The organism is Colwellia sp. E150_009 (genome assembly GCF_053543955.1).
Genome location: NZ_JBHFOM010000008.1, coordinates 93,527 through 111,395 on the forward strand (window position 1 = coordinate 93,527; position 17,869 = coordinate 111,395).

General features: G+C 35.3%; 13 protein-coding genes. All 13 read left to right on the forward strand.

Going from position 1 to position 17,869, the window contains the following annotated elements; translation table 11 throughout:
- Positions 1 to 16 precede the first annotated feature (16 nt).
- Entirely contained in the window at positions 17 to 3,574 is a 3,558-nt protein-coding gene (gene tssM, locus ACE1OF_RS05970; RefSeq protein ID WP_448893337.1) for a type VI secretion system membrane subunit TssM, read from the forward strand.
- Positions 3,556 to 4,272 carry a type VI secretion system-associated protein TagF gene (gene tagF / locus ACE1OF_RS05975; RefSeq protein ID WP_448893338.1) on the forward strand — a complete coding sequence of 239 codons (717 nt, stop codon included), beginning with the start codon at positions 3,556 to 3,558 and terminating at the stop codon, positions 4,270 to 4,272. Before tssM ends, tagF begins: the two co-directional genes overlap by 19 nt.
- A gap of 2 nt (positions 4,273 to 4,274) precedes the next feature.
- Positions 4,275 to 5,048, forward strand: coding sequence for a PP2C family protein-serine/threonine phosphatase (locus ACE1OF_RS05980; protein ID WP_448893339.1), 774 nt, complete (start codon positions 4,275 to 4,277; stop codon positions 5,046 to 5,048).
- Between the two features lie 173 nt (positions 5,049 to 5,221).
- The gene (gene tssA, locus ACE1OF_RS05985) at positions 5,222 to 6,334 is read left to right on the forward strand and encodes a type VI secretion system protein TssA (RefSeq protein WP_448893340.1); all 1,113 of its coding nucleotides are present in this window, start codon (positions 5,222 to 5,224) and stop codon (positions 6,332 to 6,334) included.
- Between the two features lie 49 nt (positions 6,335 to 6,383).
- On the forward strand, positions 6,384 to 6,884 hold the full coding sequence (gene tssB, locus ACE1OF_RS05990; protein WP_448893341.1) for a type VI secretion system contractile sheath small subunit: 501 nt from the start codon (positions 6,384 to 6,386) through the stop codon (positions 6,882 to 6,884).
- Positions 6,884 to 8,371 (forward strand): type VI secretion system contractile sheath large subunit, encoded by a 1,488-nt coding sequence (gene tssC / locus ACE1OF_RS05995; protein ID WP_448893342.1) that lies wholly within the window; start codon positions 6,884 to 6,886, stop codon positions 8,369 to 8,371. The genes tssB and tssC (ACE1OF_RS05995) overlap by 1 nt, the downstream gene beginning before the upstream one ends.
- Positions 8,372 to 8,415: 44 nt before the next feature.
- Positions 8,416 to 9,948 carry a type VI secretion system contractile sheath large subunit gene (tssC, locus tag ACE1OF_RS06000; protein WP_448893343.1) on the forward strand — a complete coding sequence of 511 codons (1,533 nt, stop codon included), beginning with the start codon at positions 8,416 to 8,418 and terminating at the stop codon, positions 9,946 to 9,948.
- An 18-nt stretch (positions 9,949 to 9,966) separates the two neighbouring features.
- Positions 9,967 to 10,746, forward strand: a complete 780-nt coding sequence (locus tag ACE1OF_RS06005; RefSeq protein ID WP_448893344.1) for a type VI secretion system accessory protein TagJ — start codon at positions 9,967 to 9,969, stop codon at positions 10,744 to 10,746.
- Positions 10,747 to 10,999: 253 nt separating this feature from the next.
- Positions 11,000 to 11,488: a type VI secretion system baseplate subunit TssE gene (gene tssE / locus ACE1OF_RS06010; protein ID WP_448893345.1), complete on the forward strand. Its 489-nt coding sequence runs from the start codon at positions 11,000 to 11,002 to the stop codon at positions 11,486 to 11,488.
- A complete protein-coding gene (gene tssF, locus ACE1OF_RS06015) occupies positions 11,488 to 13,320 on the forward strand; it encodes a type VI secretion system baseplate subunit TssF (protein ID WP_448893346.1) in 1,833 nt (610 codons plus the stop codon). The genes tssE and tssF overlap by 1 nt, the downstream gene beginning before the upstream one ends.
- A 62-nt stretch (positions 13,321 to 13,382) precedes the next feature.
- Positions 13,383 to 14,369: a type VI secretion system baseplate subunit TssG gene (gene tssG / locus ACE1OF_RS06020; RefSeq protein WP_448893347.1), complete on the forward strand. Its 987-nt coding sequence runs from the start codon at positions 13,383 to 13,385 to the stop codon at positions 14,367 to 14,369.
- A 63-nt stretch (positions 14,370 to 14,432) separates the two neighbouring features.
- Positions 14,433 to 17,036, forward strand: coding sequence for a type VI secretion system ATPase TssH (tssH, locus tag ACE1OF_RS06025; protein ID WP_448893348.1), 2,604 nt, complete (start codon positions 14,433 to 14,435; stop codon positions 17,034 to 17,036).
- 337 nt (positions 17,037 to 17,373) lie between these two features.
- Positions 17,374 to 17,853: an Hcp family type VI secretion system effector gene (locus tag ACE1OF_RS06030; protein ID WP_216021911.1), complete on the forward strand. Its 480-nt coding sequence runs from the start codon at positions 17,374 to 17,376 to the stop codon at positions 17,851 to 17,853.
- Positions 17,854 to 17,869: the final 16 nt, after the last annotated feature.

Genomic DNA, 17,869 nt, shown 5'->3' on the forward strand with positions numbered 1-17,869 from the left:
TTTACAGGGAATTGTTATGTCATTTAAAGAAAATTTTAATAAACTTATTACCAAATTAAAATCTAAAACAGTGATTACTATTTTAGGGTTTGTCTGTTTGGCATTATTAATTTGGTTTGGTGGGCCATTAATTGCCATTGCTGGTCATGAACCGCTGATTAGTATGTCTGCTCGTATTATCCTCTTATTAATTATTGTAATCATTTGGGGAGCAATAAAGTTTACCAGTAAAGTTAAAGATAAAAAGCAAAGTGAAGAAATGGTTAATAACCTCATTAATGGTGAGGAGGGTAGCGCAGAAAGCTCAACTGATGATACCGTGAAGAGTGAAATTGATGTCTTACATAAAAAGATGCTGCAAGCGTTAGATATTTTAAAAGCAACAAAGTTTGCTAATAGTAAGAATATATACGAACTACCTTGGTATATTATGATTGGTCCTCCAGGTTCAGGTAAAACTACGGCCATTCAACATTCAGGTTTAGAGTATCCGTTAAAAGAAAAAATGGGTATAGACATGATACAAGGCGTAGGAGGTACTCGCCATTGTGATTGGTGGTTTACTAATAAAGCCGTATTAATTGACACTGCAGGCAGATATACAACACAAGACAGCCATGCAAAACAAGATTCACGTGCTTGGCAAGGGTTTTTAGGTTTACTGAAAAAATTTAGACCACTACGACCGATTAATGGCGTGATCATTAGTATGGGAATGTCTGAGTTATTGAATCAAACTAAAACTGAAAGAAATTTACATGCTCGTGCAATAAAACAACGTTTGCAAGAGTTACAAAACCAACTTGGTATGACTTTCCCCGTTTATGTTTTATTCTCTAAATCTGATTTAATAGCTGGCTTTAATGAGTTTTTCGATGATTTTGCAAAAGAAGATTGCGAGCAAATTTGGGGCGTAACATTTCCACTGACAATAAACAATGATCAAGAGAGCATTGTTAGTACTTTTAATAAAGAATTTCATACGTTATTAAGTAATTTAAACGCACGAATTAACGCTCGATTAAAAAATGAAAGAGATCTTGATCGCCGTGCTGCAATATATGAATTTCCAAAGCAATTACGTTTATTACAAGGTGCGGCTGATGATTTTTTAAAAGAAATCTTTTCACCTAATGCTTATGAAGAAGCACCTTTATTGCGTGGTGTTTACTTAACCAGTGCGACACAAGAAGGAACTCCCATTGACCACTTGTCGTCAACATTGGCTGCTGGAGGTAAAACGCAGTTAAAATCTAGTGAAGTAAAACATCAACGTAGTTACTTTATTAAGCGTTTGCTTGAAGATGTTATTTTTCCTGAAAAAAACTTAGCTTCGGTTAATCGACAACATGATAAGCATAACTTATTACTAAGACGCGCTACGGTCGCTATTGCCTCAGTGGTTACTGTTTTCTTTATTTATGGTTGGTGGTCGAGTTATTCTTGGAATACTGAACTCGTCGATCATACCAAAGATGCCCTTGAGAAGTATCAAGAAGTTACCGCTGGTGGGTTAACTGCTCAATCTGAAATTATCACGTTAACTAAAGGCTTATCGACATTAAGAAACTTTCCAGTTGGTTACGCCCATGAAGAAAGCGATGATGCTCGTACCTTAGGTTTATACCAAGGTAATAAATTAAAGCAACCTGCGAAAGCTGCCTATGAAAGAGCATTAGATGCCTATTTATTACCTTATTTAACCAAGGCATTAACGCAAGAAATGTTAGATAATTCATTACATTTAAACTATGTATATGAAACGCTTAAGACCTATTTAATGCTATATAATCCTGAATATTACCAAGAAGAAGATATTAAGATTTGGTTCTCGGCTTATTTTGATAGAAATATACCTGGAAAAATTAATACAAGTATTCGTAATGAACTTAATCAGCATTTATCAACTTTATTGGCTAAGGGAACGCGAGGAAATGAATATAATGAAGAGGCTGTTTTACAAGCCAGACGCACATTAACTATGTTACCGTTAGTTGAAAGAGCTTATCAACGGCTAAAAAGCGATTTTGTTGATAGCAGCATTCCTGATTTCAAATTAATTGATATTTTAAGTATTGATAGCCTCCAAGGATTTGCTTTTCAAAGTGGACGTAGTTTTAACGACGGAATTCCCAGTTTATATACCTATAATGGTTTTCATGGGATTTTCAGCATAGAAAAAAATAGAATTATAAAACGATTAATTGAAGATAGTTGGGTTTATGGTGATGATTTAAATACACTTGATGAGGCAACTAAGTCGCAAATAACAACCCAGTTAGAACAGAAATATATTCGAGATTATATTTTCTATTGGGAAGATTTTTTAAGTGATTTAATAGTTAAACCAATGAATTCTTTGGATGAAGGAGCTGATGTCACTCGCGCCTTGTCAAGTTCAGATGCACCTATTAAAAGTATTATTGCCGCAGCACAAAAAAATGTACAGTTAACCAAAATACCTTTGTCAAAAAATGGTAAAGCAGCGGCAGAAATTGCTAAAAGTACAACAGATGTATTATTTGCATCTAAAAAGTCCCGAATTAGTCGTTTACTACCTGATGAGCCGATAGAGCTAGATATTGATTTACCAGGCCAAGAAGTAGAATTTGCCTTTACTGATTTACTTTCGGTAGATATTAGACAATTAGATGATGTACAAGGAACTCTTAGATTAATTAATCGTAGTATTGGCAAGATAGCCTTGTCTTCTCAAGTTTCTCAGCAAAATTCATCTTACATGAATCAGCGTCTAGAAAATGAATTTGCTTCATTGGGTTCTGATTTACAAAAACAAATTGCCGATATGCCATTTCCAGTAGCTGGTTGGCTTGAACCCATTGCCAAACGAACCAAAGGATTTGCACAAACCAATCAAAGTCAACGCTTAAATAGTATTTGGAAATCACAAGTGTTAGCTGAATATCGCCGAGCCATTAGAGGTCGTTACCCCTTTAAACGTAGTGCAACTAGAGAAGTAAGAATTAAAGATTTTAGTCGATTTTTTGCTTATGGTGGCACGTTAGATAAATTTTGGAAACAATATTTAGCTGAGTATGTTGACACCAGTAAATCATCTTGGCATTTCACCAAAAACATTGGTATTAGTAATAAGATTTTAACCATGTATCAACGTGCAAATGTAATTAGAGAGGCGTTTTTTGAATCAGAGACTAAATATCCTAAGGTAGATTTTAGCCTTGAGGCACAATACCTTGATCGAAATGTTAGCCAATTTATGTTGGAAATTGATGGTCAACAACTTAATTATCGTCATGGCCCCACCAGAAAAGAGCAATTTATTTGGCCTGGAGCAAGTGCCAATAATGAGACTAGAATTGCTTTTACTCCACCAAACGGTGGTCGTCCACTTAATAAAAAGTATGCTGGCGAATGGTCACTATTCAAATTTTTTGATGACTTAAATAGAGCAAGACCCGAAACTAAAAAGGATGGATTATTAAAAATATCACTTAGTGGATACAATGCTGATGTTATGTTAATTGCTAATAGTGTGAACAATCCTTTTTGGATGGTGAATTTGGAGAGTTTTTCATGCCCAACAACACTATAAGTTCAATCGGATTTTGTGGAAAAATCCCCACAAAAGGGGATTTTGTACAAAATGAATTAAACAGTGAGTTTTTAAAACATTGGAATGAGTGGCTCCAAGCTGTTATCTCGGTTAGCAAAGAGCAATTAGGAGGAGGCTGGTTAAATTGTTTTTTAACCAGCCCTGTTTGGCATTTTTCACTTTCTGCTGGTATTTGCTGTGATTCAGCGATGGTAGGTACTGTGATTCCCAGTGTCGATCAAGTGAATAGACCCTTTCCTTTTACACTTGCGGCAGAACATGAGGGCTCTGCATTACAAGGATGGTATAAAAATAGTTGGTCAGAAAAATTCGAAAAGCACATCCTAGCTGTCCTTGAGGATGAGTTTGAATTAGATGCTTGGTATGTCGAATTAACTGACGAACATATTGAAATGAGTAATTTAAAAACGAGTACAGTAAGTTGCGAGTCTGATGATAAAGTAAAAAAAGCTTGGATAATTCAAGGAGATGTTTCCCCAGCACTTATAGACTTGCTTCATCAACAATATAGTTGCCATTATGGTTGTTATAGTTTGTGGTGGACACTGGGTTCATACTCAGTCGAACCTTGTTTTATTATTACAAATGGTTTACCTCAGGTAAGTCAATTTGTTGCCATGTTGAATGGCCAATGGCAAGAAAATAGTTGGAATATTACGAGAATGTTAAAGGAATAATTATGTATCTATCAAGCCATGCTCAAACTCATCGGGGCACCGTTAGACAATTGAATGAAGATGCTTTTTTAGAATTACCTCAACAGGGGGTGTGGGTGGTTGCTGATGGTATGGGAGGACATGCTGCAGGTGATGTTGCAAGCCAACTTGTGATTGATACGATTCAACAAGCTGTGGAATATAATCCTGTTGATCAAATCAGTACCGAGTTATTAATTCAGGCACTACAACAGAGTAATGCTAAATTACAACAAATGAGCGAAAGTCAGTTTGCTGGTAATATTGTTGGTAGCACGGTTGTTGTTTTATGGCTCAAAGATGATCATTACACGTTGCTATGGGCAGGTGATAGTCGTGGTTATTTATTACGGAATCATAAATTACAGCAAATAACTAAAGATCACAGCCAAGTGAATGACATGGTAGATGAAGGTGTATTAAAAGCGGAAGAAGCTGAAAGTCACCCGTTAGCCAATGTCATTACGCGGGCAGTTGGTGTTGATGATACTTTAAATATTGATGTAAAAAGTGCACCTATTTTGGTTGGCGATGTTTTTTTATTATGTAGCGATGGTCTTAATAAAGAAGTGAGTGATAATGAAATTGAAAAAGCATTACAGCCAGGTAATATAATTGACGCGGGTATGGCTTTAATGCATGCATCATTGGTGCGTAATGCTAGGGACAACGTCACTTGTATTCTTGTTAAAAATAATTCACTCGAAAGTAATAAAACGATAAATAATAATGATGCCACCATTCCTGTTTTTACTTAAGTTTATGATGATATTTTTTAATATAGATTGTAAATATTAATTTAAATACTCAAGCAATTAGTGAGTAATTCGGTTAAATAATAAAATAATTATTGCTATGCTTGATTCACTTGGTTTAGTATTGTCGAGCTGATTCGATGATGAATCTAGAGAAAATACAAGGAAGTTAAAATTTGTCTATTCATATATCTACAATTGAAGATCTTATTAAACCTATCGATGCTGCTGTCGAAACGGGAATAAACCCTCGAGATGATATATCTCCAACGTCTATTTATTATCTTTTAAAAGATATTCGTAATACTGCTAGGGCAAAAGAACGTAAAGCGTTAGTTAACGAAGAAAATTTACTTTCTATTGCAATTGAATGGCGTCCAATTCTTGAACAAGTACCCGATATATTACAAAATCAGAGCAAAGATTTGGAATTTGTTGCCTGGCTAATAGAAGCGCTATGCCGTTTACAAGGCTTTAAAGGCTTAGCACTTGGTTTTACACTCGCGGCTGAACTTATTGAACGTTATTGGGATAACTTATATCCAACCCCAGATCCAAATGATCTCTCAGAAAGGTTAGCACCGTTAATTGGTTTAAATGGTATTGAAAGCGAAGGCTCATTAATACAACCAATTAAAGCTATTTTAATTATTGAAGGTCAGTCAGAAGGGCCATTTTCTACTTGGCAATACGAACAAGCCTTAGAAGTTGATCGTTTAGATAAAGACAAACAAATCAAAAAATTTGAATCTGGGGCTGTAGCTTTAGAGGATGTTAGTATTGCAATAAAAGAAACGCCAGATAGTTTCTTTATAGAATTAAATGCTGATATTGAAGCCTCAATATCAGCATTTAATCGTTTATCTAAGGTCATGGATTTAGCCATGGGTGGGGAACCTCAACCAACCAGTTACATCAGTACGGCTATTCAATCTTGTTCTACTTGCGTCAAACAACTTGCTGAAAAAATACTTAAAAAAGCGTCAGATAATGAAGTTGAAGAACAAACGGAAAATACTGCTCAGAACGATGACAATCCTGTGACAGAACAAGGTGTCAACCAACACATCAACTCAAGAGAAAAAGCCATTCAAAACTTGGGCACTATTGCCGATTTTTTTCGCAAAACAGAACCTCATTCACCAATGTCGTATGCGATTGAACAAGTTATTCGCTGGAGTGACTTAAGTCTCCCCGAATTGTTACAAGAGCTTATTCAAGACGGAGAAGCGAGAAATGGCTTTTTCAAATTATCAGGCATAAAAACAGAAACTGAAACAGAAATATAACACTCAAGCGGTACTACACTGCGTAATTTAATATTTGAAAGGAGATCTCATGAGTATACATGATAAATTAAAAAGAGTTAGAAAACCTAGAGTTCACATTACATACGACGTAGAAACTGAAGGTGCTATTGTTAAAAAAGAATTGCCTTTTGTCATTGGTATTACAGGTGATTTTTCGGGCCATAATACTAAAGATTTGAAACCGTTGAAGGATCGCCGTTTTGTTCAAATAGACCGTGATAATTTTGATGATGTGTTAAATCGTATGAACCCGAAGTTAGATATTGCGGTTGACAATACGTTAGCGGATGATGACACACAATTGAAGGTGTCTTTAGACTTTAAATCGCTGAATGATTTTGAACCTGCGGCAATTGTTAATCAGGTTGATCCACTTAAAAAAATGATGGAAACACGTAATAAGTTACGAGATTTGATGACTAAAGTTGATCGGTCTGAAGACTTAGAAAATATTTTAGAAGATGTATTAAGTAATACGGCTAGTTTAGATAAATTGGCTAAAGAATTAGATATTCAGGGAGCAGAATAATGAGTACGGAAGCTGAAGCATTACAACAATCAACTGAAGAAGTCAGTTTTTCTCTTTTGGACCAAGCGATTGATGCGACTAAACAAACGGAATCATCTCGTGCTGAAGAGTTGATTCGCTCCTTAACAGAGGAAGCACTCAAAGGTACGGTACAATGGAATAAAAACCTTACCGTTACCTTTAACCAAGCTATTCAAGCTATTGATGAAACTATTTCAAAGCAACTTGCTGCTATTATGCATAATGATGAATTTCAAAAACTTGAAGGAAGTTGGCGTGGGCTTAATCACACGGTTCAAAACTTAGAAACAAATGCAACGTTAAAAGTGCGTATTATGAGTTTAAGTAAAAAAGAACTACATAAAGATTTAAGTAAAGCGGTTGAGTTTGATCAAAGCCAAACGTTTAAAAAAATATACGAAGCTGAGTTTGGTACCCCCGGTGGTGAACCTTATGGATGCATTGTAGGTGATTATGAATTTAGTAATCACCCTGCAGATGTAGAAACGTTATCGCTAATGTCAAATGTTGCTGCTGCTGGTTTTTGCCCATTTATTTCGGCGTCTGGTTCATCTTTATTCGGTTTTGATGACTGGACAGAACTTAGCAAACCACGTGATTTAGAGAAAGTATTTGAATCATTAGAGTATACTAAGTGGCGCTCATTTAGAGACAGTGATGACTCTCGTTTTGTTACTTTAACCATGCCAAGAGTATTAGCAAGATTACCTTATGGTCAATCAACTCTGCCTGTGGAAGAATTTCGCTATGAAGAATTAGAATTGGATGATGCACAAACTCGTTCGAAAACAGCAGACCATGGCAATTACTGTTGGATGAATGCTTCCTATGTTATGGCAACAAACATGGGCAAAGCATTTAGCAAGTATGGTTTTTGTACTGCAATTAGAGGTGCTGAGGGCGGTGGTAAAGTTGAAGGTTTACCTGCGCATATATTTACCAGTGATGATGGTGATCCAGATCTTAAATGCCCGACAGAAATTGGTATTACTGATCGACGTGAAGCGGAATTAAGTAAACTTGGATTCTTACCTTTATGCCATTATAAACATACTGATTATGCGGTATTTTTTGGCTCACAAAGCTGTCAAAAACCGCAAGTATTTGATAGTCATGATGCGACGGCAAATGCCGCAATTTCTGCACGTCTTCCTTATTTAATGGCAACATCACGTTTTGCTCATTATTTAAAAGTAATGGCAAGAGATAAAATTGGTAGCTTTATGGAAGCAGACGATGTAGAAGCTTGGTTAAACCGTTGGATTTTAACGTTTGTTAATGCGTCAGAAGGAGGTGGTCAAGAAATTAGAGCTAAATATCCTTTGGCTGATGCAAAAGTTGAGGTTAAAGAAATACCCGGTCAACCAGGTGCATATAATGCCGTTGCTTGGTTACGTCCATGGTTGCAAATGGAAGAGTTAACTGCTTCTTTACGTTTAGTTGCTAAAATTCCAAGTATTGGTTAACACGTAGACTATTGAGCTGACAGGTTAAAGGACATACAAGCATTATGCAGCAGGAAGCTATTTCATTTGTGGAACATGAAGTATTTACCAAACAGGTTGATACTGAAACCACATACTCTTCAGCTCAACAGTTACAAAGTAAACATTTAGTTGACCGCTTTTTACGTGAAACAGACTTAAAAAAATCATTAATGTTATGGCTAGAAAATTCTGGCTATAACATTAATAACATGAAAAAGATCAGTATCCTTTCACTGCTTCGCAAAGCAATATCAGATATTGATAAAAAGCTATCCAAACAAATTAATTGCATCATCCACCATAGTGAATTTCAAGCACTTGAATCAGGTTGGCGTGGTGTTTTATATTTAGTTAATCAGAAAGAAAACAACGATAAAAATCAAAAAGTTAAAATAAAAGTACTTGATTGTAGTTGGACAACACTAAGTAAAGATATAAATAAGGCGATAGAATTCGACCAAAGTGAATTTTTTAAACTTGTTTATAACAACGAATACGATATGTCAGGCGGTGAACCTTTCGGGGTATTAATTGGTAATTATCAAATATCTCATCAAAATAGAAAGGGTACACTGATAAATGATATGGACGTTCTTAAAGAAATTACTCGTACTGCAGCAGCTGCTTTTTCACCTTTTATTACGTCAGCAGCACCTTCTTTTTTTGGTGCAGATAAATTTTCTGATTTAGCATCACATATAGATTTTACCTATACATTTAACCAAATTGAATACACAAAGTGGAATTCGTTAAGAGAAATGGATGACGCCCGATTTTTAGGACTCACTTTGCCTTATATCCTGATGAGGGCTCCGTACAAAAACGATGGTAGTCGAAATGAAGCTTTTCGGTTTTCGGAAGTGATTAAAAATCCGCAAAAAGATCATCTATGGGGAAATGCTGCTTTTGCCTTTGGTGGTGTACTAATTCGTGCTTTTGCTGAATCTGCTTGGTTCGGGCAAATTAGAGGAATGCAACCAGGTCAAAAAAGTAAAGGTTTAGTGTGTGACCTACCAGTTTGCCAATATGAAACCGATTTATATCGAGGTAGAAGCAAACCTTCTATTAATCTTCTTATTAGTGATCGCGCAGAAAAAATGTTATCAGATAACGGTTTTATTCCCTTATCAGCGGTTTCTGGCACTGAACATTTGGTATTTTATAGTAATGCTTCAACCCAGAAGCCTATTGAATACGATTCACTGTCAGCAACTGTTAATGCAAAGTTATCATGCATGCTGCAATACATTTTATGTGTTTCTCGATTTGCTCATTATATAAAAGCAATTGGTCGTGAAAAAATTGGTACATACAGAAATGCGGATCTCTGTGAACGTGAGTTACAAAAGTGGCTTTTTCAATATACGACAGCATCAGAATCTGCTTCGGATGCTGTTCGAAGTAAATATCCATTGAAAACAGCACAAGTACAAGTAAAAGAAATGCGAGGTAAACCAGGACATTTTTATTCAACTATTCAATTGCAACCCCATTTTCAGTTAGATCAAATGATCTCAAGTATAAAACTAGTGACAGAGTTAACACCTAAAAATTAACTTTCAAAAGGAATTAAAATGAAAAAAATACAAGAAATGCTGCAAGAAGCGAGATTATCTGATTGCATTACATACCTAGAAGTTCAATTGAGAGATGATCCACTTAACGTTGATTTGAAAAGTAGTTTTATCGAATTACTTTGTATTAATGGAGAGCTGGAACGAGCAGATAAACAACTTAATTATATGGTACAAAAACACCCAGACTTTTTAATTGGTGCAGCTAATTTAAGACAGCTAATTCTTGCAGAACAAAGTCGACAAGACTTTTTGATTGGTAAATCAGTACCCCATTTATTCACTCCATCAGACGCGCATATTGAAGCTTTCATGAAGTTGCGAGTTGAAATGAAACAAGGTGACCAACAAAGTATAACCAAAAGTGTCTTAGCTCTTGAAGAAGAAAGACCAGAAACCACAGTAGAGTTAAACGGTGAAAGCGTAAAAGAGTTTAGAGATTTAGACGATTCTCTTGGCGGATTTATTGAGATATTTGGTACCGATGGAAAATATTATATTGCACAAATAAAAGATATTGAATATATCTATTTTAAACCCGTAAGTTCGCTTATTGAACAAGTATGGCGTCGTGTTGAACTCAGCATAAAAGATGGGCCAAGTGGTGAAGCACATATTCCATTAGTTTATGCTAATAGTATTACCGATGCTGAAAAGTTAGGTAGAGAAACTGATTGGCAAGAAACTGTACCTGATGTCATGGTGGGTCTTGGTCAAAAAATGTGGTTTGTTAATGATCAAGCGGTACCACTATCTAATTTTATTAAATTAGCAAGTTAGGCGATTATTGAAAGTATAAAACACTACCCAATTTATTTAAGATTTTAATGCCGTTTTAATTGATAAAAACAGCATTAAATTTTTTTACTTAAAATAGAAAATTATGCTTAACATTTAGTTATTTTATACGTAGAATGATCATTGTTAAACGGATATAGACTATTGGATAAACGTAAACTTAAGTTTGAGAAATATTTCTGCAAATAATTAGGGGTTACGTTATAAGTATTATGGAAGATATTATGGAAAGTGCGTGCGTATAAATAAGCAACAGTTCATTCAAGCCTCTGTTTTAGATAGGCTTATAGATGACTCTCCCCAAACTCCAGATATTAAAGAATCTAATAAAGGCCTTAATTTAAAACAATTACGGGCGAATGTCAGGCGCGACCTCGAAAACTTGCTTAATGCTAAAGTACCTTGGTTAACATGGCCTGAAAACTATAAAGAACTAGATCATTCCCTACTTAATTATGGCCTGCGCGATTTTTCGAGTATGGCTGTTGCCAGTCTTGAAGGTAGGAAACTTTTATGCCAACAGGTTGCTGAAGCTATTAGACGTTTTGAGCCTCGCTTTATTGAGGTTGATGTTGAAGCGATAGATAGTGAACAACCCTTAGACCGTATAATGAGATTGCGGATAAATGCGTTGCTTTATGCTGACCCTGAACCAGAATATATCACCTTTGACTCAGAAGTAGAGCCAGTAAATTTAGGGCTAAAAGTAGTTGAGACTATGTAATGAATGAAGATTTATTGAAATATTACAATAGAGAACTCGCTTTTATCCGTCATATGGGATCAGAGTTTGCGACAAATTACCCTAAGCTAGCAGGGCGATTACGTTTAAGCGATGAACATGTTGAAGATCCGCATGTCTCACGTTTAATTGAGGCTTTTTCATTATTAACAGCACAGATTAGACAAAAGCTTGATGACAGTTTTCCTGAGTTAACTGAAGCACTATTAGGACAGCTTTATCCTGATTATCAAGCACCTGTTCCATCAATGACAGTGATTAAAATGGTCACCGAAAATGTATCAACTACGGGGGTTTTACTTCCACAAAATACCAAGGTGGATACACAAGTAGATGGGATGAAAACATGTCACTTTAAAACATGTTATGACAGTTATTTGTGGCCGATTGAAGTTGTTGGTGCTCAATTCCAAAATGCGCCATTCAATGCCCCTGAGCCTATATGGAATACACGGCCAAAAGCAATCATAAAACTTTCAATACAAGGTGAGTTTGAAGATGTCACGATGGCGACATTAGGGCTTAATAAATTAAGATTTTTCCTAAATGGTCAAGCACATCAAACCTATTATTTATATCAATTGTTATTCCAACATTGTGTCGGGCTTGCCATTGTAAAAAATGGTGACTGGTCAACAGTTAAATATTTAGAGAAAAGACACCTTAAAGCGGTTGGTTTCGATGATGAACATCAGGTAGTACCCTATAGTAAAAAAACCTTATCTGGCTTTCGGTTATTGGTTGAAAATTTTATTTTTCCGGAAAAATTCCTATTTTTTGATATTGATGATCTAGATAAAAAGTGGGTGAATATTGATGATAAATTTGAAATTTTCGTCTATTTAAAAGAAGGCTCTGAGGATCTCGAAAAGCAAGTTAACGTGAATAACTTTTTATTAGGTTGTACGCCAGTAATTAATGTATTCGAACAAGAGCTTGAACCTGTTCGTATCGAGTCTTCTGAATATGAATACAAACTCTCTCCTAGGTATCTTGATGCTGAAGTCGCTGAAATAATAAATATTCAAGAAGTGGTTGCTTTTGATCCAAAAGACAATAAAACGACCGTGACACCTTTTTATGGTGAAACGCATCCAGCATACCTTGATCAAGATCGACTATTTTGGAATGCCCGTCGCGAAGCTGCTAATTGGGCTGGTGGTTATGCTGAATTTGGTACAGATTTATACTTATCGTTAGTTGACCATCAATTTAAAGGTTTTAATGCGCAAGAGGATTATGGCTCATGGTTATTAAGTATAAGAGCAGAATGTAGTAATCGAAATTTACCGGCACATTTACCTTTTGGTACTGATGAACCTAAAATGTTTATTCCCGATAGGGCTGATATTATTAAAAAGGTTAAATGTTTATTAGCACCCACATTACCCGTTAGAGCTGCCTTAAATGAAGCATCAAGATGGCAACTGATCAGTCATTTATCACTTGATAGTTTTAGTGGTGAAAACGCACTACATCAGTTAAAAGAAGTTTTAAAACTTTATGACTTTAGGTGCTCGCCTGAAAACAAAACGTTAATAGAAAACATTATTGCCATTGATATTAAAACGGCAACAGCAAGAGTAAATCAACGTGGTTTAGTTGGTTTTAGTACGGGTAATGACATTCTACTTACGTTTGCTAAAGATCATTATTTAGGTAGTGGCGTGTTTTTCTTTTGCACAGTATTAGACCGTTTCTTTGCGCAATTTGCGGCTATTAATAGTTTTACAAGATTAAGTGTTCAATTTAATAATCAAGACGGCATATATCATACTTGGCCAAGTAGAGCAGGCAAGGCACCGTTACTATGATTAAAGAGAATGATTAAAGAGAATGATTAAAGAGAATGATTAAAGAGTATGAGTATTAAAATATGAGTATTCAATCACTGATAGATAACCCAAATGAACATGACTTTTATAAAGCTGTATTCATTTTGCAGCAGCAATTGAATTCAAAGAAGTCTAAACACAATAAAGTGGGGCATGACGGTATACCCAAAAGTGAGCTTATTAGATTTAAGGCTGATCAACATTTAGGTTTTCCTGGTCAATCTATTAGTAAAATTAAGCTAAAAGATAGTCACGATAAGGATAAAGTTGCTGTAGATATGCATGTTTCTTTTATGGGGCTAACGGGTATAAGTGGCGCATTGCCGCAACATTATAGTGAATTAGTGTTAGAAAGGCTTAAATTAAAAGATACGGGCATGCGTGATTTTTATGATTTATTCAATCACCGTCTTATTTCACTCTTTTATCGTGCCTGGGAAAAATATAGATTTTCTGTAAATTATCAAAATAATTTACAGAATAACCCTGACAGCTTTACCTCAGTGTTAAAAAAACTGTCTGGTGAACAAGCAATAAAACAATATTACGCTGGTTTATTTAATAAGAAAATTAGAACCATTGATGGTCTAACATTGATTTTAAAAGATTTTACGCAATGTGACGTGACGATTAAACAATTTCAAGGTCGATGGCAGAAATTATCAATTACTGATCAAACACGTTTAGGGGGTAGAAAATCTCCTGAGGGGCAGTTTGCAGCCTTTGGGGTTGATGCCACCATTGGCAGTAAAGTATGGGATATCAATGCGGGTATAGCGATTGTTATCAAACCGAGAACTGATACACCAATACGTTCATTTTTACCGGGACAAGAAACAAGTCGCTTGTTAAAGAGTTTGATAAAGAGTTATTTAGGTATTGCTATGAAATTTAAATTACACCTGGAAATACAAACTAGGCAAATTCCAATGGCTCAATTTTCTAAAGCCGCTGTACCGCTAGGACATGGGTGTGGTTTATTATCAAAAAAGAATACAGAATTAAAAATGTGCTTATTACCGTTGTAGTTAGATAATTACACTATAACAAATTGAATTATAAGAAAATGAAAAAATAAGGGACTAACGAATATGTCAGCAATGACCTTAAGTAAACTCGTAGAAAAACTAACACCAGATTGTAGGCAGTCACTAGAGGCTGCTGCAAGTATTTGTCATAGCAGAAGTCAATTTACTGTAGAAATAGAGCATTGGTTACTTGCTTTACTTGAAAAGGAATCGGATGACTTAAGACTCATCATGGCCAGTTTTTCTGTTGATCGTACTTTGTTAATAAAAGAGCTACAACAAGGTTTAGAAAAATTAAAAACAGGTAATAGCGCTGCCCCCAGTTTATCCCCACATATTGTTAACTTATTAAGCCAAACTTGGCTTAATACTACGATCGAATTTAATGATAATTCTATCCGCACAGCTTATATTATTTATACGTTATTAAATAATGATTCATTAAGTGTACTTATTTCTCGCTCCGCGAAACAGCTACTAAAAATTGATGCGGGACAGTTACTTCATGCTTGGCCACAACTTTCAAATCAATCAAGTGAATCAACAGGTGATAACCAATCTAACAATGATGCTAGGGTAACTAAAACAACCAAAACACCGAGTTTAGATCAATACACGCAAGATTTAACGGCACAAGCGGAATTAGGTAAAATTGATCCTATTTTAGGGCGTGATAATGAAATTAGGCAGATGATAGATATTTTAACTCGCCGCCGACAAAATAATCCCATTTTGACTGGGGAAGCAGGGGTTGGTAAAACAGCTGTAGTTGAAGGATTAGCGCTTAAAATATCACAACAAGATGTACCTAAAGCATTAAAAAAAGTACGCGTTCATGTATTAGACCTAGCATTGTTACAAGCAGGTGCAGGTATGAAAGGTGAATTCGAAAACCGTTTGAAATCACTTATAAATGAAGTTAAAAATTCGATAAATCCTATTGTTTTATTTATTGATGAAGCGCATACCATGATAGGTAGCGGTGGACAAGCAGGACAAAATGATGCCGCTAATCTACTGAAACCCGCACTTGCGCGAGGTGAGTTGAGAATGATAGCGGCCACGACTTGGGCCGAGTATAAAAAATACTTTGAAAAAGATGCTGCATTAACACGCCGTTTTCAAGTGGTTAAAATTGAAGAACCAACAGAGAAGCAAGCCATAGTTATGATGCGTGGTTTATTACCTGTCATGGAAAGTCACCACAAAATTATCATATCTGATCAAGCGCTCCGTGCTTCTGTCAGCTTATCTCATCGATATATAACCGGTCGACAATTGCCAGATAAAGCCGTGAGTTTACTTGATACGGCTTGTGCAAGAGTTGCGATGAGCCAGGGCTCTACTCCTGGTGCTGTAGAAAATTTACAACGAACAGAACAACAAATTCAAGCGCAAATAAACTTGTTAAAACGAGAAGTCAAAACAGGTGCAAACCATAAAAAGCAATTGCAAGAACTGAGTAAAACCTTAAAAGAAACTCAACAAGCATTACTCCCTTTAACAAAGCAATGGCAAGATGAACTTGAACTTGTGAAAAACGTTGCAACACTAGTGACAGAATTACAGCACGATGACGTTGTTGATTGTGATGGCAAGTTAAAAGAGTTGAATAAATTAAAGGATAAATTATCTAAAAACCTACAGCCGATGGTGCACTGGCAAGTTGATGAACAGCTGGTTGCTGAGGTTATTTCTGATTGGACAGGTATTCCGGTCGGTAAAATGCAAAACGATGAAATTGACATGGTTTTGTCGTTAAAAGACACCATGGAAAAAAGAATTATTGGCCAACCTCATGCACTGGATCTTATTGCTAAAACAGTACAAATATCAAGAGCACAATTAGGAGATGAAAAACGTCCTATTGGTGTCTTTTTACTTGCAGGGCCAAGTGGAGTAGGTAAAACTGAAACTGCACTGACACTAGCCGAGCAAGTGTACGGAAGTGAAGAGAATATAACTGTTATCAACATGTCTGAGTTTAAAGAAGAACATAAAGTATCCTTATTACTTGGTTCTCCTCCAGGCTATGTAGGTTATGGTGAGGGTGGAGTACTCACTGAAGCGGTACGCCGTAAACCTTACAGTGTTATTTTATTAGATGAAATGGAGAAGGCTCATCCAGGAGTGCAAGATATTTTTTATCAAGTATTTGATAAAGGAACGATCAAAGATGGTGAGGGTAGAGATATTGATTTCAAAAATACCATTATTATCATGACCTCAAATGCGGGTACAGACACAACAATGACGTTATTTGAAGATGAAAATACAGCACCATCTATCACTGGTTTACGTAAAGCATTACAAGATGACTTATTGACATATTTCAAACCAGCGTTTTTAGGACGTATAAATGTTGTACCTTATGTTCCACTGTCTGACGAGATGCTCAATCAAATAACTAAACTTCAATTGGCAAGAATTGGTGTAAGACTTACTAATCACCATCAAGCTAAATTTACGTATAGTGATGATGTAGTGAAAAAAATAGTTTCACTATGTCAAGACGCTGGATCAGGAGCACGTAATATACATAATATTTTGCAAAATATTATGTTACCTGAATTGTCGATTAAAATTTTGAATAAGATGACTAGTGATAAGAAAACGACCAATGTGAATATTAATGTTAAGGAAGATGAATTCACTTATAAAGTTTAAAATATAACAATCAAAATAATATTTTTATGATGTCTTCCTTATTATTAAGGAAGACATTTGTATAATTTTATTTTTTATAAGCTGTTGATTTATATTGAAATTGTTTTAATTTTGTGGTTGCTATGTTGTTTTTTTTGAGTATAATCTTTTTTTATTTGGTGATAATTCAGCTATTTTATAAACAAATTTTTTATGTGCAGTTAAGTCGATAAGAATGAGTTTTTTTATAAAATAGAGTGTAGATTTTTATATTCTATAAAATTTAATTTAATGTTTAATTAAATTAAAAATAGCCTATCCATTAATGGATACAATACATGCAAAAGGAGCATTAATAATGCAAGCAAATACATATTTGGACTACGAAGGAATTAAAGGCGAAACAACGGCTGAAGGATACAAAGACAAAATTACTGTACTTTCTGTTGATTGGAATGTTAGCCGTGAACTTTCTTCATATACTGGTACAGCACAAGATCGTGAAGCTAGCGCAACACGTCTTGGTGATGTAACAATCACTAAACTTCAAGATAATGCATCAACGTATTTATTTGAAGAAGCAACTATAGGTAAAGGTAAAAAAGCAATTTTTTATATCACTAAGCAAGGTGATAAAATTGAAGAAATCATGCAAATTGAATTAACTGATGCAATGATTTCTAGCTATAGTGTTTCAATTCAGGGTGATCGTCCAGTTGAAACTATCACTATTAGTTACACTGAAATGATGATGGCTGTTACACCAACAGACGACAAAAACAACATTACTGCTGCGCTTAGATACGGCTACAGTGGCGTTAAAGGTCAACAAATGTAATTTTTTTTGTTACCTA

Bases quoted from the DNA above. Each gene is read 5' to 3' on its own strand.
- ACE1OF_RS05980 (WP_448893339.1), top strand. From the start codon at position 4,275: ATGTATCTATCAAGCCATGCTCAAACTCATCGGGGCACCGTTAGACAA.
- tssG (WP_448893347.1), top strand. From the start codon at position 13,383: ATGAGTATTCAATCACTGATAGATAACCCAAATGAACATGACTTTTAT.
- tssM (WP_448893337.1), top strand. From the start codon at position 17: ATGTCATTTAAAGAAAATTTTAATAAACTTATTACCAAATTAAAATCT.
- tagF (WP_448893338.1), top strand. From the start codon at position 3,556: ATGCCCAACAACACTATAAGTTCAATCGGATTTTGTGGAAAAATCCCC.
- ACE1OF_RS06005 (WP_448893344.1), top strand. From the start codon at position 9,967: ATGAAAAAAATACAAGAAATGCTGCAAGAAGCGAGATTATCTGATTGC.
- tssH (WP_448893348.1), top strand. From the start codon at position 14,433: ATGTCAGCAATGACCTTAAGTAAACTCGTAGAAAAACTAACACCAGAT.
- tssC (WP_448893342.1), top strand. From the start codon at position 6,884: ATGAGTACGGAAGCTGAAGCATTACAACAATCAACTGAAGAAGTCAGT.
- tssC (WP_448893343.1), top strand. From the start codon at position 8,416: ATGCAGCAGGAAGCTATTTCATTTGTGGAACATGAAGTATTTACCAAA.
- ACE1OF_RS06030 (WP_216021911.1), top strand. From the start codon at position 17,374: ATGCAAGCAAATACATATTTGGACTACGAAGGAATTAAAGGCGAAACA.
- tssF (WP_448893346.1), top strand. From the start codon at position 11,488: ATGAATGAAGATTTATTGAAATATTACAATAGAGAACTCGCTTTTATC.
- tssB (WP_448893341.1), top strand. From the start codon at position 6,384: ATGAGTATACATGATAAATTAAAAAGAGTTAGAAAACCTAGAGTTCAC.